Here is a 22,806-nt window from a genome sequence, read left to right as displayed (position 1 = left end):
CTATCATCGGTGAACCGGCACTGTCAATAAGAGGAGCGTCGCACGCAAAAAGATCCCGCACCGAACAAAATTCGGCCGGGACCCATGCTGACCATTTAAGCGGAATGCTCGCGAATCGCCGCATTGATCCGTTCGCGGCAATCAAGCAGCCACGCGGCATCCTGCGGATAGACATCGAACGTAATCGGCGCGCCGGCACCCTGCTCCATCAAGGCGAGCGTCTTATCGCGCCCGATCAGCGACTCGAGCAGCGTGAGCGCGCGCAAATCCTGCAGCGCCTCGCGGAATACTTCGAACCTCAGCGACTCGACCGGCTTGCCGTCCTCTCCCGGGTACACGACGAACGGGTCTCCCGCCGGAAACGCGAAGTTCGCGTCCGTATTGCGGTACGGATCGATCGGGAAGCGGGAATATTGGGCGTACCAGAAATTGTAGCCCCAATGCAGGAAGCCGGCGATTTGGAACTTGTACAGCTGCAGTCCGAGCACCCGGTTGCGGGCGGAAGGCATGCAGATGAACCGGTTGGCCACTTTCTTGTACTGCGAGCAGCAATAATACGTCCATAGGCCGGGCACTCCGTTCTCGAGGAACGGCTCGATATGGTTGGTGGCCGGAATCGGCGTAGGTACGAGCCCTTTGGCGTAAAAGTCGTAGCTGGAAAGGGCGTCGATAGACGGATAATCGCCGACAAACTGCTTCAACCAGCTGCTCGCGCTCTCGTACCACGGAATATGATCCGTATGCGGCTCGTCGGATACGTGGAAAAACACTCTCTCCCCGAGTCCGTTCTCTTTGATAAAGCCGACCAGCTCCGGTAAAAACTGCGCCAGAAATCCTTTGTACTCCTCGCCCGTAGCATCGGTATCCCAGCCGAAAATCCGCTTCGTCCCGCCGTTCTCGCGTGCCTCGATTTTCGGCGCGTGCTTGGCGCCCCACTGCGTGAACAGATGGGACATCTCGAAGTAACGGACGCCGTTCCGGTCGCACATGTCTACCCATCGTTTCAATTTATCGAAACCGAACCGGTAGGCGGAGCCGGACTTCTCTACGTCCACAAGCTGGACGGTCGGCCTTTCGCCTCCCACCTGCGTATCCAGCGGCGGAGTGAACAGAGGCGTCAGCAGCATGTTGATGCCGTGGTCGACCGCCGTCTTCACATAGTGCTCGACGATTTCCCAATAGCGCTCGCTGAACACTTCAACTCCGTAATAGGTAGCCAGGCAATCGGTATGGAACCATTCGGTATGAATCAGCTTCTGCTCCGGCAGCGCGGCGGCCAGTACGTCCAGCTCGAACGTTTCGCGCGCCAGCTCCTGATCGTTCTGGTTCAGGAACACGATCGTAATCGGGTACGTTCCGGGACTCACATTACTGTTCAAGTCGACCGTGACCCATACCGAGCGCCACTGCTTCGGGTATCCGGTTACGCCTTCGGACTCCGTTACGGGCTGCAGCGGATCGGGATACAATCCCGGTACGGAGCGAAGCAGGTTATCGTCGTGATCGTGGTAAATCGGCATTTCGGCCGGCACGAGCCCGACCGTTCTTGTAACTACGCGGGAAGCGAGTTCCGATTCGACGCGCAGCTTCAAATGTTTGACGAGCCGTGCGGAACGGTAGGCAACCTGGAATGAAACCGTTTCCTTTTGCAGCGCCGATACGCGGCGAAATTCGGCGGCTTGCAGTTCCTCGTCGGCGAATACTTTCTCGAGCGAGCTGATGATGCGGGTAGCGAAGGTTGGTTCGACGGCTGACAAAGAAAGCTCCTCCTTCAAATCCATTCGATTTGGCATGTAAATGAAACGAAATGAAATGAAAAGATCAAAACTATTCATCGTCATCATATCACAGCCCGCTATCCGAATCCATATGATCTTTGCCGGTAAGACACCACAGTTCCGCTCGACATACAGCAAGAGGACGGCATTCATGCCGTCCCCCCGCCTAATCGTTATTTATTTGGCAGACGCGATTGACACCCGCATTCCTGTCCTGGGATGGAGTGATCAGAGAAGCCCCTGCCTTTGGCTTGAGGAGTCGTCACTGATAGGATCTGTTCGAATCCGAATAAGTAGCGAAATTATACGGCTGTTGCTGTTGTTGCTGTTGATAGAAAGCATTCATGCCCATGCTATGCGCAGCTTGTTCGAGCTGCTTGCAAATTTGGGAAACTTGCTGCAGCTGCTGCATCGCCGTTTGGTGTCCTTGCAAAGCGGTTTGAATGATTTGGGTTGCCTTATGCTCTCTTTGAGCCAGCTGCTCAAGCTGCATTGCGTTTTGCTGTTCTTGCTGCAGCAGTTGCTGATACATTTGTGTGGCTTGCTGCGTTTGATTCATCATTTGCTGGATCGTTTGCTCGCATTGGCGGATTTGATTCGTGATGTTCTGGTTCTGGTACATCGGTCGTCCTCCTCGGTATTTGTATTATAGTACCTCTAGTACCGCGTATTATTGTCTTCAACCGGCTTCTTTTTATGCAGTTGTAAAGCGCGAGAGCGGTAAAAACTGTCTGTGACAAAGCAGCAATGCACCCGCCAAATGTAGAACCTACAGTAAATGCAACAAGAAATAAGCAAACAGCGAGCAATAACTGGAAAACCTCCAGCTTCATTCGTCAAAAATCGAGGCCAAAAAGCAATTTTGATAAAATATACTGCACGTTTGAGACTGTCGATTAACTGAAAGCGAAGCGAAAGCACGCCGTTCCAAGTGAAAAGATACCTTCTTTTACTCAGACAGCTTGTTTTAAAGTCCTTGATTTATCAAAGATTAGCGGTTGGAATAGTGAAGCTTACGAAGCTAGCTTTCTGTCGAAAGCTCTTAAATCCAAAACTCGCCAGAAGGTATCCTTTTCACTTTCCACTCCTTTACTCACGAGTTAATCGACAGTCTCGGTTTTCCAGTTAAAAAACCTTCTGATCGAAGCCTTTTAGATGGTGCAGAAACTCACTCTAGTTTTTCAAGCTTGCGCGAAGTTGAACTTTTCTGAATATATTGACAACCGGACACAAAATGAATATGATGTTTCAAACGACCAAAACGATGAACCGGAGAAGTAACCCGACCGCGCAGCGCACAGAGAGCCGTCCCTTGGCTGGGAGGATGGCGGCTGCCGCCGGAAGAAAGACACCGGCGAGTTCCGCCTGAACGATCGCTTCGCGATTCCATTAGGAGCGGACGCACCCCCTGCGTTACGGGGTTCGAGCGATCGCGCGCGCAGCGCGATAATCAGGGTGGTACCGCGAGCGGGTTTGGACCTCGTCCCTTTTAGGGGACGGGGTCTTTGTGTTTTCTTCTTCTCGGTGGACTATGCTTCCGGAGCTTAGCTTCACTTTTGGGAAGATTTTCGGGGTCCCCGAAAAGTACTCGGAATACGCTGCAACGCTTCGCTTCACTTTTTGGGGCGATTTAGGGGGGCTCCCCCGAAAGTAATCGGAATAAGCTTCGAAGGTGCACTTCACTTTCGGGGGACCTTTTTGGGAGGTGATGCACATGGACGATGGCGACGATGATGATGATGATGACAACAACAACTTCTTTTTGCGCACTATCAAATTGAACAGTAGGGAGTGTTTCTCATGCAAACTCATGCGTCTCACCGGATCCGTGTGCTCTGCTCCCGGATCTCCGAACATTTGGAACAACCGGTAACCGTACAAGGCTGGGTGCACGGCATCCGCAATCTGGGCCAGCTCGCGTTCGTCAATGTGCGCGACCGGAGCGGCATCGTGCAATGCGTCTTCGAGGGAGAATTGGCCGAAACGCAGCTTACTTTGGAGTCGGTCGTGTCCGTAACCGGCGTCGCCGTCGAAGCGCCGAAAGCGCCCGGCGGTGTCGAAGTTAGAGCTTCCGCCGTCGATTGCATAAGCGCCGCCGCGGCACCTCTGCCTTTCGAAATCAACAAAAAGACGATCGGCGCGAGACTGGACACGATGCTCGACCACCGGGTGTTGTCGCTGAGACACCCGCAGGTGCACGCTACTTTCCGGATTCAGGCCGCTCTGGCCGGCGCTTTTCGCGATTACTTGTCCGCACGCGGCTTTACCCAAATTTTCACGCCGAAAATCGTGGCGTCCGGCACCGAGGGAGGCTCGAACCTGTTCCCGGTCGACTATTTCGGCCGTCCTGCCTATTTGGCCCAGTCTCCCCAATTTTATAAGCAGATGATGGTAGGCGCCGGGTACGAGCGGGTATTTGAGATCGCCCCCGTCTACCGGGCGGAAGAACACAACACATCCCGCCATCTGAACGAATATGTCTCGCTGGACGTCGAAATGGGCTTTATCCGCTCGGAAGAAGAGCTGATGGACCTGGAGCAGGAAATGCTTCGATATATGCTCGAGAAAGCAGCCGCCGAATGCGAGGCCGAGTTTGCGCTGCTGGGGGTGGAGGTTCCCGTGCCGCACGACATTCCGCGAATTCCGGTAGCCGAAGCACAAAGCATTTTGCTGCGGAAATACGGCAAGACGTCCCCTAAGGGAGACCTCGACCCGGAAGGCGAAAGGCTCATCTGCCGATATGCGTCCGAACAGAATAGGCCGGCGTTCGTATTCATAACGCGCTACCCGCGCGAAATCCGCCCGATGTACGCGAAGCCCGCGCCGGAGGACGCGACACTGACCGCTTCCTTTGACCTGATCTTCAACGGGCTGGAAATTACGACCGGAGGTCAGCGCATTCACGACTACTCCGAGCTGACCGCTTCGATGCGCGGACGGGGACTGAACCCGGAGCATTTCTCCAGCTATCTCGATCTGTTCCGTTACGGCATGCCGTCCCACGGCGGGTTCGCGATCGGCCTGGAGCGCCTCACCTCCCGCTTGCTCGGCCAGCCCAACGTACGCGAAGCGTCGGCGTTTCCGAGAGACCGGACGCGGTTGACGCCTTAGTATGCTGAACCTACTGCCTAAACAATCAGCTTTGGGACTCCTCTGGAGTCCCTTTTGCTTCGGATCATCCCAACTTTTTACTATTAATAGTGACAATTGGTAGGATTAATATGTATAATTATCCCATATCAGAAAAGGAGTGGTGGTATTGAAAAAGTATATGATCGGAGCGCTGTTCGGACTTCTTTTATCGCTTTCCGTCTCCGTCTACGCCGAAGAAATCAAAAGCGCAATAGGTGCGGTAATTGACGGCGAGCTTCCCGTAAGCGTCAATGGAGAGAAGTTGGACCATAAAGCTATTACGATTGCAGGCACCTCTTATTTACCCGTGCGGGAATTTGCCGAAAAGACCGGTTACGACGTATCGTTTTCCGCGGGGGCCGGAATTTCACTGGAAAGAAAAGCGTTCGAGCTGCTTGACCCCATCAAAGTGGGAAAAAGCTTTCTGACCCAAAAGGCCGTGGAAATGGGAGCGTTCAACATTCCGGATATAAAGACGGCAAACGACGCGGAAAAGAAAAAATACAACCAAATGAAAATGCATCTCCGAATTCAAATGGAATTGTCCAAAAACAACGATTATTTAGCGAAAAACGCCCTCTTCTATAACGATATCCAAAAAAGCGAGAAAATCGAGTACTTGCAGTACGTGCTTGGCGCCATGGAAAAAAACTTGAACCAAATCAAGGCCGCCGCTTCCAAGTCGGAGGTGGAAACTTACGAAAAATACGTATCCGCCCTGCAGAACGAATTGACCAAGACGGTCCAAACCGCGCCGTCCCCAAACGAACCCTCAGTCGGTTAACGGTCATGTGAGCAAGCAAAAAGGGGCTTCGGCGAAGCCCCTTTTGCTTACAGCCGCCTCTGATGCGGGCGGCAGGACCGCACTCCCAAAGTCCTCATTCCGCCCGAGCCTTATCCCAGTCCCCATCCAAAGCTCCTCTGCATCCGCCAGCTCTCTTCACTTGTAATGCCCCCCAATCATTTTCGACCTGCGCTGCGCCTGCCCGGCCGGGGTGACCGACGAAGCCCGCATGATCGACGTGTTCCCGAACCGGCTCTTGATCTCGTCCGTAGCCCGCTCCAGCGCCATCTTCTTCTCGCGGTCCGGAAATACGGTCATCTGGTACGTTTCATCCGACGTCAGGTCGCTGAGCGTCACGCCGACCTTTCTCACCGGCTTGCCGTTCCACTGCTTCTCGAATATTCGGCATGCCACCTCGTACACTTCTTCCGTCAAGTTCGTATTGTGCGGCATCTTCATCTGCCGGAAAAAGCCCGTAGGCCGGTCGAAGTCCGCCCCCTGGCACCCCGCCGAAACGACTTGGCCCATCAGCCCTTTGGAGCGGCAGCGCTGGCAGACGAGCTCCGACAGCTCCAGCAGGACGACCTTCAGGTCATCCATCGTCCGGTAATCGACCGGCAGCGTCATCATGTGGCCGATCCCCTTCTGCTGCCCGACAAGTGTGTATGGCGATACCGGCGATTCATCGTGGCCGTTCGCGATCCGCCACAGCACCTCGGCGTTAATGTCGCTGTTTCTCCCGAATTTCCGTCCGAGACGCTCCTGCAGCTTCTCGAGCGGAATGCGCGCCAGCTCGCCGATCGTCGTAATCCCCATCAAGTTGAAATGCTGCGTCATCCGGGAGCCGACCATAAACATTTTGTTGATCGGAAGCGTCCAGAGCGACTTCTCCAACTCGTCCTTGCGCAGATAGTAGATGCCGGACTCGACCTTTTTGGCATAGTTGTCGCAGGCCGTTTTGGCCAAAATTTTGTTCTCCCCGATCCCCACCCGGGTCCGCACCTTCGTTTCGTTCCACACCTGGGCTTGAATCGCCCTGGCGATCTCTTCCGGATCGCCGCCGTATAGACCGAGGGAGCCCGTAACGTCGATAAACTGCTCGTCGATCGAGTAAGGCTCGACCAAATCCGAGAACCGTTCGTAAATGCGGGTGATTTGAAGGGACACGTCGATATAGTACTGCATGCGGGGCTTCACAATCTCCAAGTGCGGACATTTCGCGAGCGACTCCCGGATCGATTCCGCCGTCGTCACCCCGAACGATTTGGCAATCGGGCAAGCCGCGAGAATGATGCCGCTGCGCCGCTCCGGATCGCCGGCCACCACGACGGGCTTATTGCGAAGCTCCGGCCGCGTGGCCTTCTCGACGCTCGCATAGAAGCTTTGGCAGTCCGCGAGGAAAACGACTCTCGATTTGCCGGGTTCGCCCTTCATCGGTCATCATCGCGAGCGGAAAGATTGCCGAGGTAATAGTCGGTAAGCAGCTCCAGCTCGCCTTCGAACGTCCCCCATCGGAGAGCGAACGCATGGCGTTCTCCGCGGTAATCCGCAACCCGGGTTATCCATGCGGGATCTCCTTCCTCTTCGCCCAGCCTCAGTCCGATCGTACGGAATATGGAACCGATTTTGGCCACGTCCGCGTCGATTCTGGTTATCGCGCGCTGGGCGACCGCCGCATACGGACTGCGGTATTCATAAAGCTTGCTTTTCTCGAACACCCTTTTGTCGCATTCGAAGTTGGACCGGACAACGGGAAGGATCATCATGTTGCGAATCAATTGCTTTACGTCCGGTGATGAAATAGTACGCGAGTGGATCTGCACGGACATCTTGTAGCACCTCCGTTATAATACGAACGTATGTTCTTATTATAATCCGAATGCCCGCGATTATACAAGATGGAGAAAATTCCTCTGACAGGCGCAATCCCGCAGGCGCAAGCCGGCGGGATGAGCGTCAACTCAATATACTTTTTGCGCGTCCCGGTCCGCCTTCAAAATTTCCACCGCTTCGCGGAAACGGAGCGAATGAATAATTTCCCGCTCTCGCAAAAACTTCAAGCCGTCCTGCAGGTCGACGTCGTCGGTCATATCGATCAGCCACTGGTATGTCGCCCGCGCTTTCTCCTCAGCCGCTATGTCCTCGTACAGGTCGGCGATCGGGTCGCCCTTCGCCTGAATATAGGATGCGGTCCAAGGCACGCCGGCGGCGTTCTGATAGAACAGCGCGTGGTCGTGGCTGGCAAAATTCGCGCCCAGGCCTGCCTCTTCCATTTGCTGCGGCGAAGCGTCCTTCGTCAGCTTGTAAACCATCGTGGCGATCATCTCTAGGTGGGCAAACTCCTCCGTTCCGATATCCGTCAGCAACCCGATCACCTTATCCGGAATCGAGTACCGCTGATTCAAATAGCGCAGCGCCGCAGCCAGCTCCCCGTCCGCCCCGCCGTATTGCTCAAGCAAAAATTTGGCCATACGCGGATCGCATTTGCTTACCCTCACCGGATACTGCAGCTTCTTCTCATAAATCCACATGTATACCGTTCCTCCGCCCTGCTCTGCTTCCGCATGGTCGCATCGCTTATGCTCGTCGTACCGTTTATGTGTAGGCCGGCCGCACGGGGCGCCCGACAAAGGCGGACAGCCTTCAGACTTGCCACGGCCAAGGATCGTTTTTCCAATCCCACGGGTACCGGCTGAAGCTATGTCCGTATTGCAGCAGCGGACCGAACTGCTGCTCGAAGTCGAAGGCGATCTGCCGCCGGAGCATCGCCATCTGGTTGAACTGCTGGATCGCATTCATATCGTCGGGATGCGTGTCGAGGTAAAGGGTCAGCTCGATCAGGACGAAGTCCGTCTCCTGCAGCCTGCACATCAGCTCGTAATATTTCGGGTCGACTGTGTTCTCCATCACTTAACATCTCCTGCTCTCGTAGGGGCTGTAATAGGCCGGCCACAGCGTTCCGAGCCTTAGCGCCTCACTCGGGGTAAACTGCGGCAAATCCGGAGGCTGGAACGGCATCGTCAAGTTGGGCGGTATGATATAGGTTTTCACTCGTACGGGCGGACACGGATCGAACGGGCCGACAAACGGACGGTACGTTCGCAGTTGCGGGTTGATCAAGTTGATTCCTCCTTTACGAATTGGCTGCCATGCAAAGTCCTCTCCCCTAGTGTATGACAATAGCCTAGTCATGTTTCCTGCTTTACCCATAAGGTACTTTCATAGAACAAGCGTCTATGTAAACCTCGTTTCGCTTTAGTTTTTTAGTGAACTTACCCATTTTTTATCGATAAAAAAACTCCCGTCGCAAGGGACGAGAGGCCGAACTTTTAAATCTTTTTGACAAACTCGGATTTTAACTTCATCGCTCCAAAGCCATCGATTTTGCAGTCGATATCATGATCTCCGTCAACCAAACGTATATGCTTTACTCTTGTGCCCATTTTGATAACCGATGAGCTTCCTTTTACTTTCAGGTCTTTGATTACGGCTACAGAATCGCCGTCGTTTAAAATAGTTCCATTCGCATCTTTGACAACCTTTTGATCTTCGCTTTTGTCGGGTTCCGATCCCGATATCCACTCATGGGCGCATTCCGGGCACACCAACTGGCTTCCATCTTCGTATGTGTATGAAGAATTGCATTTCGGGCAATTTGGCAACGCAGACATGGTTCATTCTCTCCTTTTCGTCCATAATACCTCTTTCCTTCGCCTTCATCAAGCTTGGCCTCATCCGCCTCATCCGCCCAGCTATCGGCAAAAGAACGGAACAAGTCCCCCAGAAGTGAAGTTCTGCTTCGTAGATTATTCCGATTACTTCTGGGGGAGCCCCCGTTATCCGCAGAAATTGGCTTCGCATAATTTCCTAAACAGGCAAAAAACCCGGAAAGCACGTCTCTCCGGGTTTCACGCTTCGCCTGGGAAGCTTCCTTATTTCTTCAAGCTGTCCCACGTTTTCTGGAATTCGTCGAACATTTGCTCCTTTGTCATCTTCTTGGCGACATAGGCTTGCATCGCATCGGCGAACTTCTTGCTCGACGCTTCGCCTCCCGGGAACTTGAACCAGTTCCAGCTGAGCGTCTTGTTGTCCTTGACGTATTTCATAATATCCGCGGCCAAAGGTCCGAGCGTCGCTTCGTCGGCCGTAATCGTTTTGAACGCCGGGATGAACTTGAACTCTTGGGTAATATATTTTTTGCCGACGTCAGACGTTACCATCCAGTTAAGGAACTTCTTCGCCTCGTCCTTGACGGCGGAGTTTTTGTTGATGACCCAGTTGTTCGGTACGCCTACCGGCAGCTTGTCGCTTGCCGCCGCGTCATCGCTGATCGGCATCGGCAGGAAGCCTACCTTCAGGTTCGGGTTCGTCTTGGTCAGCTGCACCTGCGTCCAGTTGCCCTGCTGCGTCATAGCCGCCTTGCCTGTCGCGAACGTCGTTACTTGCGTGTTGTAGTCGGTTTGCAGCGGGTTGGCGTTGCCGTATTTCAGCTGCAGGTCGAACAGCTTCACCCAGTTGTTGAACGTTTCGTTGCCGGCGATCTTCGCCGTGCCTTTATTCAAGCCGTCGATGAACGTATTCGGGTTCGACTGGTAAGCGAACGGAAGGTTGACGAAATGGTTGCCGAGCACCCACCACTCGCCGTAGCCGTTCACGAATGGCGTAATGCCTTTCGCTTGCAGCTTCTTGGCCGCTTCTTCCAGCTGGGTCAGCGTCTTCGGCAGCTCGGTGATGCCGGCTTGCGCGAACAGCTCTTTGTTGTAGATGAAGCCGTAGCCTTCCAGGTTAAGCGGTTGACCGTACAGCTTGCCGTTTTTCGTCATCGGCTCCTTGGAAGCTTCGACGAGGTCTTTCACCCAAGGCTGGTCGGACAAATCTTCCAGATGCTCGAGCCACAGATCGAGATCGGTGAAGCCGCCGTTGTTGAAAATGTCCGGCTTGTCGCCGGAGCTGAACTTCGCCTTCAGCGCCGCGCCGTAATCGGCTCCTCCGCCGACCGTGTCGATCTGGATTTTGACGCCCGGATTTTCTTTCTCGTATTCCTTCGCGAGCTTCGCCAGCTGCTCGGCGATTTCCACCTTGAACTGGAACATTTTGATCGTTACGTTTTTCTTTCCGGCGTCGCCGCCCGTACCGGTTCCGGAAGCTTCTTCTTTTTTGCTGCATCCCGCAGCTACGATGGAGACAAGCAGGACGGAGATCAAGCCGAGAAACGCGAAACGTTTGTTCATCTAAAGTTCCTCCCTTTTTGTAAGTTGCCCCGAATTTGATTTGGTATTTCTATCTGCATTGTAAACCGCCTGCCCCTGCGACCGACACGTACGCCGATGAACGAATAGGTGGAATTTTGTGAACCGCTTAGGAACTTTATCGGAATTACCACTATGACTGACCGTTACTCCGTAAAGTTCCTTACCCTTTCACCGAGCCGGCCGTAATCCCTTCGATAATGTGGCGCTGCATCGCCAGGAAAAACAGCACGATCGGCGTAACGCTGAGCACGAGACCGGCCAGTGCCAAATCCCACTGCTTCGTATATTGCCCGAAGAAGGAATACGTCGCGAGCGGAATCGTCCGCAAATCCGGGCTCGACAAGATGAGCAGCGGCAGCAGGAAGTCGTTCCAGATCCACAAGCTGTTCAGCAGCACGACCGTTACGGTCATCGGCTTCAGCAGCGGGAATACGATCCGCCAGAAGACGCCGAACGGCGAGCAGCCGTCCACGACCGCCGATTCCTCGATTTCGCGCGGGATCGACTTGACGAAGCCGTGATACAGAAACAGGTTAAGCGATACCCCGAACCCGAAATAACAAATGACGAGTCCGGGAATGCTGTCCATCAAGTTCAGCCAATCGGCGACGCGGACGAGCGGGATCATGACCGACTGGAACGGAATGACCATCGCCGAGACGAAGCCGAGAAACAGCAGCTTGTTGAACCGGCTCGGCACGCGGACCATCCGGTAGGCGGCCATCGCGCTGATGACGACGAGTCCGACGTTGCTCGCGAGCGTAATGATGAGCGAGTTCGCGAATACTTTAGGAAACTTCGTAATTTCCCATACGCGGGAAAAATTTTCGAAGTGCAGCGATTTCGGGAGGCCGGCGGAATTGACGAGCAGATCCCCGAAGCTTTTCACCGAGTTGACGATGACGAAATAGAACGGGACGAGGAACAGCAGAGCGAGCGCCAAAGCCAGCAGCTCCAGGACAAGCGTGCGGGACGAGTAGTTCGAACGGGTCTCCATCACACCTCCACCTCCCTTTTCTTCGTAAAGCTGACCTGCAGCAAGGTCACGAGAGCGACCGCGGCGAAGAAGATGACCGATTTGGCCGAGCCGAGGCCGAGCATATTGTTGCGGAACGCATCCTGGTAAATGTTCAGCGCGATCGATTCCGTCGAGCCGAACGGACCGCCCTTCGTCAGCGACATGTTCAGGTCGAACATTTTGAACGCCCAGGAGATGGCCAGGAACAAGCAGACCGTAACGGCCGGCATAATGAGCGGAACCGTAATTTGCCGCAGCATCTGCATCCGGCTGGCCCCGTCGATGCGCGCCGCTTCGATGACGTCCTTCGGCACGTTGTTCAGAGCGGCGATGTAGATAATCATCAAGTAGCCGGCCCCTTGCCAGACGCTGACGATGACGAGCCCCCAGAAGGCCGTCGTCTCGTCTCCGAGCCAGGGCAGGTTGAAGAACCCGATGCCCGTCAATTCGCCGATCGTGGCGAACCCTTTCACAAATATAAACTGCCAGATGAAGCCGAGCAGCAGTCCGCCGATGACATTCGGCATGAAGAAGATCGTCCGCAACAAGTTGCGCGTCTTCAGCGCCTGCGTCAGCAGCAGCGCGAGCAGGAAGCCGAGCGCGTTCGTCAGCACGACGCTTGCCAGCGTAAACCGCGCGGTGAACCCGAAGGAGTGGAGAAATGCTTTGTCATCGGTTAAGATGGTTTTATAATTGGCGATGCCGATCCACTTGACGTCGGAGCTCACTCCGTTCCATTCCGTAAACGAGTAGTAAATGCTCATGACGAACGGAACGAGCACGATCAGCACGAACGCAATCGCCGCCGGCCCGACGAAAACGGCTTGGAGCGACAAGTCTGCAAGTCTTTTGCTCCGTTTCATGGTATCGACCTCCTCTTTCTATATAGGTTGAACTAGTGCCTTTTATAAATATTGTAAACAGGAACCGGATCGCCTTAAACGGAAGTTCGTGACGTAATAGGTGGAACCTGATGACGTAAGTTGGTCGAAGACTCATGCGAAAGCGAGCTGATCCTCTCCTTGTTCCGGACAAGCATACGCAACAAATTGATCGCCTTCCTGCTGGCCGCGGTCATCGTGCCGCTGTCTACGTCGATCTTCCTCACTTACTGGTATACGAAACGGACGATTACGCAGGAGAGAATCGGGGTCACGTCCGCGCTGCTCGTTCAAGGCAGAGAAAACATCCGCCATTATATGGACACGATCCACCAGACGACGCTTGCGGTGTACAACGACGCCAAGCTGAACGCCAACATCGAGACCGGTGCGACCGACTACTTGAGCGACAAGGAGACGTACCGCGCGCTTATGCATATGGCCAATGTGATGCCGGACATCTATCAGGTTTATTTGTATGTGGAGCTTGCCAAGCAGCCGTACTTGATGATCAACGCCCTGCTCAAAAGAGTGCCGGAATCCGCACAAACGTTCCGACCCGAGCTGGGCAAGGCCGAGGTTGCCGTGCAGCCTCCGCACCGCAGCCATGACTACGGCTTCGCCCCGACCGCATATATCGAGCCGGCGACGGTCATGACGATGCACCGCAGCATCCGGAGAGTCCCTTTGACCGAGGAGCTCGGCATCCTGTCCGTCGACATCAATATGCAAGGGCTCCGCGCCATGGCCGAAAGCTTGTACGATACGAAACGCGAGCAACTGTACATACTGGATTCATCAGGCTACGTCATATACGGTCCTGACGAGAAGCTATGGGGGAACCGGCCGGAGGAAGGCTGGGTGTCCGATCTTCTAGCTCGGCCGGAGCAGGTCGGCAGCGTGTTCTGGGACGGCGACGGCTTCAAGGGCGTGCAAGTGTACGATAAGCTGAAGACGAATTATTTGGATTGGACGATCGTCAAGCGGATTCCGGACGAGGTGCTGTACAAGCAGGCCCGCGATTTGACCCGCATCAACACGTTCGTGCTCGCGGCTTTCTCGCTGCTCTCGATCGTCGTGACCGTCGGCGTCGCCTTCCTGTTCACGGCTCCGATCAAACGTCTGATCGGCTATATCGGAGCGATCCAGAAGGGCAATATGAACGTCGACATCGACATGAAGCGCAAGGACGAATTCGGTCTGCTCGCCGCCCGCTTCCGGTCGATGATGCAGCATATCAACAACCTGATCGTCAAGGAATACCGGCTCGAGCTCGCGAACCGGACGAATCAGCTGAAGGCGCTCCAGGCGCAGATCAACCCGCACTTTTTGTACAATGCTTTGCAGTCGATCGGGACGCTTGCGCTTCAGATGAACGCTCCGAACATTTACAAGCTGATCTCGTCGCTCGGCAAAATGATGCGGTACAGCATGAACACGGCCGAAACGTCGGTGCCGCTCGCCAAAGAAATCGATCATATCCGTTCGTATGTGGAGCTGCAGCGCAGCCGTTTTGACGAAAAGGTAGCCTTGACGCTAGAGCTGGACGAAGGCACGCTTTACGCGGAATTGCCGAAAATGACGCTTCAGCCGATCGTCGAAAATTATTTCAAGCACGGCTTCGATCCGGCGTCCGGAACCGAAGGCGCTGTGGTGATCCGCAGCGGCTTTACCGAAGACGGCCTTATCACGATATCGGTAGAAGACAACGGCAAAGGTCCCGGCCCCGACCGGCTGAATGAAATGCGCCAGCTGCTGCGCAGGGCGGGCAAAGGGATCGATACGGAATCGGAGGAAGCGGACGGCGGCGGAATCGGGCTGCTCAACGTTTTATCCAGATTGAAATTGTTTTACGGCAACAAGGCGGATATGCACATCGAGGAAACGAAGCCGCACGGCTTCAAGGTGACGATGACGATTCCGGCGGAAGGGAAGGAGGCCCAAGATGAAAGTACTAATCGTGGATGACGAGAAGCATGTGAGAGACGCGATCAAGCTGCTGCTGGACTGGAGCGCCTTGGGCGTCGATACCGTTCTGGAAGCGGCGGACGGCGCCTCGGCCGTTTCCTTGATCGAGACGGAACGCCCGCAGGTCGTCTATACGGATATGATGATGCCGAACATGGACGGCATCTCCCTGCTTCGCTGGATCAAGGAAAACGCGCCCGCGTGCAAAACGATCGTCATCAGCGGCCACGACGATTTCGATTACGTCCGGGGGGCGGTCAAATACGGCGGGATGGACTATTTGCTCAAGCCGATCGACGCCGAGCAGCTGCTGGACATTACCGAGAAGGCGCTCCGCAACTGGAACGACGAGGAGCGGGAGCGGCTCGAATCGCAGACGCGGTCGATGCGCATCAATTCACTGCGCCCGGTTTATTACGACAAGCTGCTGTCGAACCTGATCGGGGAGCCCGGCTCTTATTTCGCCGAGAAAATGTCGTTCGCCCAAGAGTTTCCGGAGCTCGCCGAGGGCGTTTCGTGCCGGGTGAGCCTCATCGCGACCGATACGCTGCACGGCAAGCTGCGCGACAAGTTTGCGACCCATACCGATCTGCTGCTGTTCAGCTTGACGAACATTTGCAACGAGCTGCTGAACCCAAACGGCGGCTCGCCGAGACAAGGCATCGCCTTCCGCTTCTGGAACAACCGTCACCCGATCGTGCTGCTGCATTGGGGCAGCCCGGAGCGGTCGTCGCGCGTGCTCGAATCGATCAACGACGGCTTGAGCCGGACTTTTCATACGCGGGTGGAGTTCGGGCTCGGGTGCGTTCACCCGTTCCCCGCAGGGGTCAAGGAATCGTACGAAGAAGCTGATGCCGTGCTTAGGCAGCGCAATTTGCTGAAGCGCTCAACCTGGGTCCGCGCGTTCGATCCGAAGGATGCGCCGCATCCCGCGGAGCTGCACATGAGCGATTTCGAGGACCGGGTCCGACTGGCGATCCGGAGCTCCAGCAAGGAGAAGATCGAGGAGGCGGTTCATTCGTGGATCGACGAGGTGCGCAAGAAGGACGTCGTCACGATGGAGCATCTGGAGCTGTGGAGACACGAGTTCCAGGTGCTGAAATCGCGCTGGGTGAAAGACTTTTTCCCCGGCGACGACGCGGAACTGCGCCTTCCGCTCGAAACGGCGGTGCTGCCTATCCCGCTGAATGAACGGGGAGAGCTTTCCCTCGATCTGTGGCAGGAGGAAATGACCGGCAGCCTCGTACGGCTGGCCGAGCTCGTCCGCAAGGTGACGCAGCAGGAAAACCATTTGATCTACGAAATCGCCCGCTACCTGCAAAGCCGGGTCGATCAGGACATCAGCGTGCAGGAGGTCGCCGCGCACTTTTATTTGAGCCGGGAATACGTCTCCCGCCGGTTCAAGCAGGAGTTCGGGGAGACGATCAGCGACTTTCTGCTGCGCCACCGGATGGAGAGGGCGAAGACGCTGCTGCTTAACCCGGCGCTCAAAATCGTGCAGATCGCCCATATGACCGGCTACGAGGACGAGAAATATTTCAGCAAAGTGTTCAAGAAGGCGTTCGGACAATCGCCGGCCGAGTATCGGAAGAAACAGACGGGGGACGCGTGACTCGCGGCCTCGACCTACTAGGGAAGTGTCGCGTATTGACTTCTACTCGTCAGGCCCTTTCGTCTTACAATGAACCAAATTTGTTTATTAGTGAACTTCTCTGCGCTAATTGGCTTCACTTCTAGGCAATTGGAGGAACAATGAACCTAGAGTTACTATTACTGAACTTAAGTTCGCTAATAGTAAAATTTGGTTCGTTATTCGCTTTATTCTCCTATCAGGTGAGCGAATAGCGCAACAGAGTTCAGTATTAGTGAAGTTTGGTTCGTTCAACCAATTTCCGATAAAATGATCCCCCTTTTGCATTAGCTCGATAAAGAACTTAAAGATTCTCATATATCAAACTAAAGGGACGCCTAACGAGGCGTCCCCTATCTCTGTTTTTATGGATAAATGTAGAGCAGTTCGTCAAATATATAAGAAAAACGTCTGTCGACGTACTTCAAGGATGAGCGACCGCGTTCTAGAGGTAGCTTTTCTTTGTACAGAAACTCGCAGTTCGCTTTAATGAAGCATCGCTTCGCAGCTGTATCACTTTAGCGAACTTAAAATTTCTGTATCGTTAAGAATAAAGCAATAATGGCGGCAAGCGCGAACCGGTACAGCGCAAACGGCGTAAGCTTGATCTTCTGGATCAGCTTGAGGAAAAACCGGATGGACAGCAGAGCGAACACGAATGCGCTGATGAAGCCCGCGATAAAAAACGGCAGCGCCTCCGGCGTAAAAGCGTCCCAATGCTTGTACAGCGAAATGAGGCTGGCGCCAGCCATGATCGGCACAGCCATAATGAACGTAAAGTCGGCGGCGGCGCGGTGGCTCATGCCGAGCATGACGCCCCCGGATATCGTCGAGCCGGAGCGCGAGAAGCCGGGCCACATGCCGAGGCATTGGAACAGGCCGATCCCGAGAGCCTGCTTGTACGTAATTTTGTCCACCGTGCTCGCGGTCGGCGTGCGCGGACCGAATTTATCCGCCACGATCATCAGAATGCCGCCCAGCACAAGACCGACCAGCACCGTTTCCACGGAGAACAAATATTCGTCGATATAGTCTTCGAACAGTACGCCGGTAATGCCGGCGGGGATCAGCCCCACAATCACTTGAGCCAGCTTCAGACGGCCTCCGCCGCCCGCCGCGTCGACCTTCTTGCCCGACAGTCTCCGCAAACCGAGCAGATCGATGAACCGGTCTTTGAATACGACAACTACGGCCAGGATGGAGCCCAGCTGAATGACGACCTTGAACGAGTTGGCCACGGAGGCCGGGAACAGCTCCTTCGAGTGCAGCAGCATATCGTCTACCAAAATCATATGCCCGGTCGATGATACCGGCGCAAACTCCGTCAATCCTTCCACGATCCCCAGCACAATCGCTACGAACAAATCCCACAAATTCACGTACGAATACTCCTCTCCAACGAATCCCCAAAAGTAAAGATCTGCTTCGCAGCAGAATATAACCGCCTCATGCAGCGTTTACTCCAGCTTGATTTTGAACTGCAGCAGTCCGACCTTGCGCATCTCCTTGTAAATCATAATGACGATCGGGCCGAGGAACAAGCCGACGACGCCCATCAGCTTAAAGCCGATATACAGGCCGACCAGCGTAGGCAAAGCGCCGATGCCGATCGAATCGCCCAATATTTTCGGCTCGACGATGCGGCGGAATATCGTAATGGCGATAAACAGGACAAGCAGTCCGATCGCGAGAGGAACGTCGCCTTTAATGAAAACGTACGCCGCCCACGGCACGATAACGGAGCCGGTGCCGAGAATCGGCAGCACATCGACGATAATGATCAGAAGCGCCACCGCGAGCGGGTATTCGACCCTAAGAATGAGCAGACCGGTCAAGGAAACGAGATACGTGAGCGCGCTTAGGATCAACTGGGCGCGCAGGAAGCCGAAGATCGAGCTGCGCAGGTTGCCGAGCACATCGTCCACTTTCCCCCGCGACTTTTCTTCGAACAGCCCGATGAACTGGGACTTCAGCATCGGCAGGCTGTAGCTCATCAAGTAGAGCGCGACCATAAAGACGACGAACGCGACGAACAAATTCGGCACCGCTTTGGCCGCATTCAGGAAGTAGCCAGATATGCCCCCGATAATGCTGCTGAGCGAGTCGGTCAGCATCGTGATCCCATGCTCCAGACCGGTCTGCAGCTGCTGGGCCGCATCGGCCGGCAGCGAATTGTAGAACAGCTCGGTCCGTTCGGTCGCATCCCGGAAATAGCGGTCGAACTCTTCCAGATAGGCCGGAGCCTTTTTCCAAATCTCGATAAGCTGCGCTACGACTCCCGCGCCGATCAAGTAGACGGCCCCGAACAACAGGAGCGTAAACAGCGTACATACGACAGTGGCCGAAGCGATCCGGTTCAGGCGGAATACCCGCATCAAAGCGGCGATCGGCGTCTCGAGAAACATCGCGATCATGATCGCCAGCATAAACGGCATCCCGATCGTAAACAATCCGTACAAAAAACCGATGCCAAGCACGATCATGACGATCGTTTTCATCGACATATTTTTGTTTCGCTCCCCTTTATTCCACGGTTGGACCCACGGCCGGCCCGGCGGCTTCGTTAACCGTAATATTCACCCTGACGACGCGCAGCCGGTCCACTTCCGCCACCTCGAACACGTAGCCGCCATGCTCCACCCGTTTCTCTTGAAGCGGAATTCCTTCCAGCTGCTTGAACAGCCAGCCGCCGATCGAATCGACCTCGTCGTCTTCGATCAGGATGCCCAGCATGTCGTTAATATCCTCGAGCAGCGTCCGCCCGTCCACCGACGTTACGCCGCCGTTCACCTCGATGCTTGCGCGACCTTCGTCCAGCTCGTCCATCATCTCGCCGACGATCTCCTCCAAAATATCTCCGATCGTCACGATACCGGCCGTACCGCCGTATTCGTCGATAACGACGGCGATCTGCGAACGCTTCTTCTTCATCAGCCGGAGAACGTGGCTCACTTCCATCGACTCCGGCACGGTCAGGATCGGGCGGATAAATTTCTTCAGGTCCTGCTCCCCTACGGGATCGCACGTAAGCAGGTCGGTGATATGGACGAAGCCTACGATCCGGTCCTTGTCGCCCTTCGCGACCGGATACCGCGTATGCTTGGAAGCATACACGGTTTTCAAATTATCCGCGAACGATACGTTCGTAAACAGGCAGTCCATATCCGTTCGAGGCACCATCACCTCGCGGGCGAGCCGCTCGGAAAATTCGAATATGTTGTCGAACAGCGCCATCTCGTCCTTGTCGATATGACCGCTTTTGGCGCTCTGATTCATCAGAATGCGAATTTCTTCCTCCGTATGAACCTCTTGCTCGGATGCGGGCTCGACGCCGAACAGGCGCAGCAGCCGGTTCGCCGCGCCGTTCAGCAGCCAGATCGCGGGCATGAACAGCTTGTAGAACAGCATGAGCGGAGCGGACAGCCACATGGAGGTGCCTTCCGATTTCTGGATCGCGAGCGACTTCGGAGCGAGCTCGCCCAGCACGATATGCAGAAACGTAATGACGCAAAACGCGATGACAAACGAAACCGTATGGCTCCAGACCGCTTCCGCAAACCCGAGCTTGGCGAGCAGCGGCTCGACGATAAGCCGGGAAATCGCCGGCTCGCCGACCCAGCCGAGGCCGAGCGATGCGAGCGTAATGCCGAGCTGCGTCGCCGACAAATAGGCGTCGAGCCGTCCGGTTACTTTCAGCGCATACTTCGCTTTGCCGCTTCCTTCATTGGCCAGCTGCGTCAGCCTGGACTGACGCACCTTGACGAGGGCGAATTCGGCCGCCACGAAAAATCCGTTCAAGCATACGAGAACAAGCACAAGCAGCATATACAGAAACAGTTCGTTCCAGTTATAGTCCAAGGGCCGCTCTCCGGGCTGCCGGAGAATTCCTCCTTTGTGCATGCCATGTCAATTGTTATCCGGTTGCGGCACTCGCCGGTTCAAACAACGGCGGTGCGCCGCTTGAAGTCTACTTCCCGGTAATAGGCGTCCGCCACGAGCAGATTCGGTCCACAGCAAGCGGCCGCATCGCAGTGGCAATTTACCATCAGATTGAGCGGATGCTCGAGCCATCTCGCGAAGATCGCATCAAGCTTGTCGTTCGCCATATTGCCGAGCGAGGACAAATCCGCGAAGTCGGTTACGAAAATGTCGCCGCTGAACAGGTTGACGTTCAGCCGGTTGCGGCCGTCCGGATCGTTGCGCACGGTCACGTTCGGCTCGCGCCTCAGCCGGCGGACGAGCTCAAGGTCGGCCGGCGCGGAGCTGCAGGCGAAGAAGGGCAGCGTTCCGAACAGCATCCAGATCCCGGGGTCGCGGCTGTCCAGCAGCCGATGGACGGAGGCGCGGATTTCATCCAAGGAAAGCTGCGGCAGCCCCGCCGCAAACGCGCTCGGATACATCGGATGCACCTCGTGCCGGCGGCAGCCCATCTCGGCGATCAGACGGTGAATGTCGGCGATTTTGTCGTGCGTCCGGAAATTGATCATCGATTCGGCGGATACGAACATGCCGCCCTTGCTAAGCTCCGCCGCGTTCCGGATCATCCGCTCGTACATGCCCGCCGCCGTATCCCGTCCGACCGGATGGCCGGCGTGAGCGAAGCCGACTTGATGAAAATGGTCCGCTCCGGTGTAATTGAACGAAATGTGCATGACGTCCAAATAGGGCGCCATCATCTCGTAACGGGACATATCCAGCGTTACGTTCGAATTGATCTGCGTCCGCACTCCCCGCTCCCTTGCATACCGAAGCAGAGGAACGATATAATCCTTGACTGTTTTGAGCTGGTAGGAGGGCTCGCCCCCCGTGATGCTGATCGTTTCCAGGTGCTCGACTTCGTCCAGCCGCTTCAGCACCTCGACCAGCGGAACGCGCGCTCCTTCGGTCATCGTCAGCGCGTCTCCGACCGCGCAATGCTCGCAGCGCATATTGCATAAATTCGTCACGGTAAATTCCACGCTTGTCAGAACGTGGCGTCCATATTGCCTCAGCGACCGGATCGGATCCCATGGGTCGTACTCCGGCGACAGCGGCTGTAGAACAACCGTCGGATCATTACGTTTCATTTGGCCTTTCCCCACCTGACTGTTCCTTATCTTACCCATTTTACCCGAAAGCCGCGCAAAAAGAAAACCCCGGCCGCCGCGCTGCCATTCGCGCTTCCGGCCGGGGACGATTCGATTTCGTTCAGGAACTTTAACGGAATTACGTTATTCCGTTTAAAGTTCCTGAATCGGCTGCATCAGCTTGACGTCGCCGACGCCGACAACGACCAGCGACAGCTGCTTGGACATGTCGATTTCATACGGCTCCCTGAGCGACTGCCCGTCCGCATCTTCCAAAATCCGGACGATCGGCCGCTGCGGAGAATGGCTGTTGACGTCAACTACGACCCCCGTCTCCCCTGTATTAAGAGTAAGAGTCGCCCCCAGCGGGTATAGGGCCACCTTGTTGCGGAAATGCTCCACCTTGCTCTTCTCGTACAGCGAGTCCACCCCGGTGAACAACACTTCCATCGCCTGATGAGGCAGCATCGCCTTGCGATAAACCCGGTTCGACGTCATCGCGTCATACGAGTCGACGAGACCGATCCATTTCGCGAAATCGTGAATCTCCGCGCCGCGGATCCCTCTCGGATACCCGCTTCCGTCCATCCGCTCGTGATGCTGCAGCGCGCAATGCGCGGACAGGAGCGGAATGTTGGGCTCGTCCTTCAGCAGCTTGTAGCCGAATTCCGCATGCAGCTTCATCGCCTCGAACTCCGATTCGAGCAGCTTCCCGGGTTTTTGTAAAATGTCGAGCGGAATTTTCGTCTTGCCTACATCGTGCAGCAGCGCGCCGAGTCCGAGAACGGCCAGATCGTTCTGCGAGTACCCGGCCGACAAGCCCAGCATCGTCGAATAGATGCATACGTTGAGCGAGTGCTGGTATAAGTAATGGTCCGTGACGCTTATGTCCGTCAGCATGATCATCGCGCTCGGATTTTGGCTCAAATCTTCGATAATCATCGTCAGCGCTTCTTTGAACGCTTTGCCCATAAAAGGCTGATTGACCGCACGGCGCGGCGCCGAGTCCATCATGATCCGCTTGAAATGCGAGCGGATCGTCCCCATGGCGACCCGTCTCGTCTCCTCGGTAATCGGGTCCTGCACGACGATGTCGTCCGTTCGCGGATCTTCGATATATAGATGCGGAATACCGTATTGGCCCAAACGCTGGATCATCCCTTGCGACAGCTCCACATGATCGGCCAGCAAAACGAGACCTTCCTCGTTAAACACCTTTTTCGCCAGCCGCATGCCCGGGCGGCACAGATCAATCGGTATCAGCCTCATGTATCGTCCCACGCTTTTCCATCAAATT

The 22,806-nt window shown here is 55.3% G+C and carries 20 protein-coding genes and 1 other annotated feature; of the genes, 4 read left to right on the top strand and 16 right to left on the bottom strand.

What is annotated here, in order from left to right; genetic code table 11:
* Positions 1–95 precede the first annotated feature (95 nt).
* Positions 96–1,781, bottom strand: coding sequence for a DUF4091 domain-containing protein (locus FE783_RS21330; RefSeq protein ID WP_138881537.1), 1,686 nt, complete (start codon positions 1,779–1,781; stop codon positions 96–98).
* A 259-nt stretch (positions 1,782–2,040) separates the two neighbouring features.
* The gene (locus FE783_RS21325) at positions 2,041–2,400 is read right to left on the bottom strand and encodes a hypothetical protein (RefSeq protein ID WP_138881421.1); all 360 of its coding nucleotides are present in this window, start codon (positions 2,398–2,400) and stop codon (positions 2,041–2,043) included.
* 633 nt (positions 2,401–3,033) lie between these two features.
* Positions 3,034–3,269 (top strand) — a binding site (T-box leader).
* A gap of 309 nt (positions 3,270–3,578) precedes the next feature.
* Between FE783_RS21325 and aspS the strand changes: the two genes are divergently transcribed.
* Positions 3,579–4,889: an aspartate--tRNA(Asn) ligase gene (gene aspS / locus FE783_RS21320; RefSeq protein ID WP_138881420.1), complete on the top strand. Its 1,311-nt coding sequence runs from the start codon at positions 3,579–3,581 to the stop codon at positions 4,887–4,889.
* Between the two features lie 148 nt (positions 4,890–5,037).
* Positions 5,038–5,694, top strand: coding sequence for a hypothetical protein (locus tag FE783_RS21315; protein ID WP_138881419.1), 657 nt, complete (start codon positions 5,038–5,040; stop codon positions 5,692–5,694).
* A 156-nt stretch (positions 5,695–5,850) separates the two neighbouring features.
* Here the strand turns inward: FE783_RS21315 and FE783_RS21310 are convergent, their stop codons facing one another.
* The 9 genes from FE783_RS21310 to FE783_RS21270 all read right to left on the bottom strand — a co-directional run bounded on the left by FE783_RS21310 (position 5,851) and on the right by FE783_RS21270 (position 12,827).
* Positions 5,851–7,128 (bottom strand): DNA polymerase IV, encoded by a 1,278-nt coding sequence (locus FE783_RS21310; protein WP_138881418.1) that lies wholly within the window; start codon positions 7,126–7,128, stop codon positions 5,851–5,853.
* Positions 7,125–7,523, bottom strand: coding sequence for a YhjD family protein (locus tag FE783_RS21305; RefSeq protein ID WP_138881417.1), 399 nt, complete (start codon positions 7,521–7,523; stop codon positions 7,125–7,127). The genes FE783_RS21310 and FE783_RS21305 overlap by 4 nt, the downstream gene beginning before the upstream one ends.
* 132 nt (positions 7,524–7,655) lie before the next feature.
* On the bottom strand, positions 7,656–8,225 hold the full coding sequence (locus FE783_RS21300; protein WP_138881416.1) for a manganese catalase family protein: 570 nt from the start codon (positions 8,223–8,225) through the stop codon (positions 7,656–7,658).
* Positions 8,226–8,337: 112 nt separating this feature from the next.
* Positions 8,338–8,601: a spore coat protein CotJB gene (locus tag FE783_RS21295; RefSeq protein WP_138881415.1), complete on the bottom strand. Its 264-nt coding sequence runs from the start codon at positions 8,599–8,601 to the stop codon at positions 8,338–8,340.
* A 3-nt stretch (positions 8,602–8,604) separates the two neighbouring features.
* Positions 8,605–8,811, bottom strand: coding sequence for a spore coat associated protein CotJA (locus tag FE783_RS21290; protein WP_238403195.1), 207 nt, complete (start codon positions 8,809–8,811; stop codon positions 8,605–8,607).
* A 212-nt stretch (positions 8,812–9,023) separates the two neighbouring features.
* On the bottom strand, positions 9,024–9,365 hold the full coding sequence (locus FE783_RS21285; RefSeq protein WP_138881413.1) for a zinc ribbon domain-containing protein YjdM: 342 nt from the start codon (positions 9,363–9,365) through the stop codon (positions 9,024–9,026).
* A gap of 261 nt (positions 9,366–9,626) precedes the next feature.
* On the bottom strand, positions 9,627–10,925 hold the full coding sequence (locus tag FE783_RS21280) for an ABC transporter substrate-binding protein (RefSeq protein WP_138881412.1): 1,299 nt from the start codon (positions 10,923–10,925) through the stop codon (positions 9,627–9,629).
* Between the two features lie 181 nt (positions 10,926–11,106).
* Positions 11,107–11,943: a carbohydrate ABC transporter permease gene (locus FE783_RS21275; RefSeq protein ID WP_138881536.1), complete on the bottom strand. Its 837-nt coding sequence runs from the start codon at positions 11,941–11,943 to the stop codon at positions 11,107–11,109.
* Positions 11,943–12,827, bottom strand: coding sequence for a carbohydrate ABC transporter permease (locus tag FE783_RS21270; RefSeq protein ID WP_138881411.1), 885 nt, complete (start codon positions 12,825–12,827; stop codon positions 11,943–11,945). Before FE783_RS21270 ends, FE783_RS21275 begins: the two co-directional genes overlap by 1 nt.
* Positions 12,828–12,947: 120 nt before the next feature.
* Between FE783_RS21270 and FE783_RS21265 the strand changes: the two genes are divergently transcribed.
* Both FE783_RS21265 and FE783_RS21260 read left to right on the top strand, forming a co-directional pair.
* Entirely contained in the window at positions 12,948–14,813 is a 1,866-nt protein-coding gene (locus FE783_RS21265) for a cache domain-containing sensor histidine kinase (protein WP_138881410.1), read from the top strand.
* Positions 14,791–16,425: a response regulator gene (locus tag FE783_RS21260; RefSeq protein WP_138881409.1), complete on the top strand. Its 1,635-nt coding sequence runs from the start codon at positions 14,791–14,793 to the stop codon at positions 16,423–16,425. The genes FE783_RS21265 and FE783_RS21260 overlap by 23 nt, the downstream gene beginning before the upstream one ends.
* Before the next feature lie 545 nt (positions 16,426–16,970).
* Here the strand turns inward: FE783_RS21260 and FE783_RS21255 are convergent.
* The 5 genes from FE783_RS21255 to FE783_RS21235 all read right to left on the bottom strand — a co-directional run bounded on the left by FE783_RS21255 (position 16,971) and on the right by FE783_RS21235 (position 22,778).
* A complete protein-coding gene (locus tag FE783_RS21255) occupies positions 16,971–17,822 on the bottom strand; it encodes an undecaprenyl-diphosphate phosphatase (protein WP_274381454.1) in 852 nt (283 codons plus the stop codon).
* Positions 17,823–17,900: 78 nt separating this feature from the next.
* Positions 17,901–18,947: a sporulation integral membrane protein YtvI gene (gene ytvI, locus FE783_RS21250; protein ID WP_138881408.1), complete on the bottom strand. Its 1,047-nt coding sequence runs from the start codon at positions 18,945–18,947 to the stop codon at positions 17,901–17,903.
* Between the two features lie 19 nt (positions 18,948–18,966).
* On the bottom strand, positions 18,967–20,268 hold the full coding sequence (locus tag FE783_RS21245; protein WP_238403194.1) for a hemolysin family protein: 1,302 nt from the start codon (positions 20,266–20,268) through the stop codon (positions 18,967–18,969).
* A gap of 113 nt (positions 20,269–20,381) precedes the next feature.
* Complete coding sequence (gene yfkAB / locus FE783_RS21240) at positions 20,382–21,509, bottom strand: radical SAM/CxCxxxxC motif protein YfkAB (protein ID WP_202916231.1); 1,128 nt, start codon at positions 21,507–21,509, stop codon at positions 20,382–20,384.
* A 153-nt stretch (positions 21,510–21,662) separates the two neighbouring features.
* A complete protein-coding gene (locus FE783_RS21235) occupies positions 21,663–22,778 on the bottom strand; it encodes an HD-GYP domain-containing protein (protein ID WP_138881405.1) in 1,116 nt (371 codons plus the stop codon).
* Between the last annotated feature and the right edge of the window lie 28 nt (positions 22,779–22,806).

Source organism: Paenibacillus mesophilus (assembly GCF_005938385.1).
Classification (GTDB): Bacteria; Bacillota; Bacilli; order Paenibacillales; family NBRC-103111; genus Paenibacillus_AB; species Paenibacillus_AB mesophilus.
This window is presented reverse-complemented; position numbering and strand designations above follow the sequence as displayed.

Bases quoted from the DNA above. Each gene is read 5' to 3' on its own strand.
- FE783_RS21330 (WP_138881537.1), bottom strand. From the start codon at position 1,781: ATGGATTTGAAGGAGGAGCTTTCTTTGTCAGCCGTCGAACCAACCTTC.
- FE783_RS21325 (WP_138881421.1), bottom strand. From the start codon at position 2,400: ATGTACCAGAACCAGAACATCACGAATCAAATCCGCCAATGCGAGCAA.
- aspS (WP_138881420.1), top strand. From the start codon at position 3,579: ATGCAAACTCATGCGTCTCACCGGATCCGTGTGCTCTGCTCCCGGATC.
- FE783_RS21310 (WP_138881418.1), bottom strand. From the start codon at position 7,128: ATGAAGGGCGAACCCGGCAAATCGAGAGTCGTTTTCCTCGCGGACTGC.
- FE783_RS21305 (WP_138881417.1), bottom strand. From the start codon at position 7,523: ATGTCCGTGCAGATCCACTCGCGTACTATTTCATCACCGGACGTAAAG.
- FE783_RS21300 (WP_138881416.1), bottom strand. From the start codon at position 8,225: ATGTGGATTTATGAGAAGAAGCTGCAGTATCCGGTGAGGGTAAGCAAA.
- FE783_RS21295 (WP_138881415.1), bottom strand. From the start codon at position 8,601: ATGGAGAACACAGTCGACCCGAAATATTACGAGCTGATGTGCAGGCTG.
- FE783_RS21285 (WP_138881413.1), bottom strand. From the start codon at position 9,365: ATGTCTGCGTTGCCAAATTGCCCGAAATGCAATTCTTCATACACATAC.
- FE783_RS21280 (WP_138881412.1), bottom strand. From the start codon at position 10,925: ATGAACAAACGTTTCGCGTTTCTCGGCTTGATCTCCGTCCTGCTTGTC.
- FE783_RS21275 (WP_138881536.1), bottom strand. From the start codon at position 11,943: ATGGAGACCCGTTCGAACTACTCGTCCCGCACGCTTGTCCTGGAGCTG.
- FE783_RS21270 (WP_138881411.1), bottom strand. From the start codon at position 12,827: ATGAAACGGAGCAAAAGACTTGCAGACTTGTCGCTCCAAGCCGTTTTC.
- FE783_RS21260 (WP_138881409.1), top strand. From the start codon at position 14,791: ATGAAAGTACTAATCGTGGATGACGAGAAGCATGTGAGAGACGCGATC.
- ytvI (WP_138881408.1), bottom strand. From the start codon at position 18,947: ATGTCGATGAAAACGATCGTCATGATCGTGCTTGGCATCGGTTTTTTG.
- FE783_RS21245 (WP_238403194.1), bottom strand. From the start codon at position 20,268: ATGCTGCTTGTGCTTGTTCTCGTATGCTTGAACGGATTTTTCGTGGCG.
- yfkAB (WP_202916231.1), bottom strand. From the start codon at position 21,509: ATGAAACGTAATGATCCGACGGTTGTTCTACAGCCGCTGTCGCCGGAG.
- FE783_RS21235 (WP_138881405.1), bottom strand. From the start codon at position 22,778: ATGAGGCTGATACCGATTGATCTGTGCCGCCCGGGCATGCGGCTGGCG.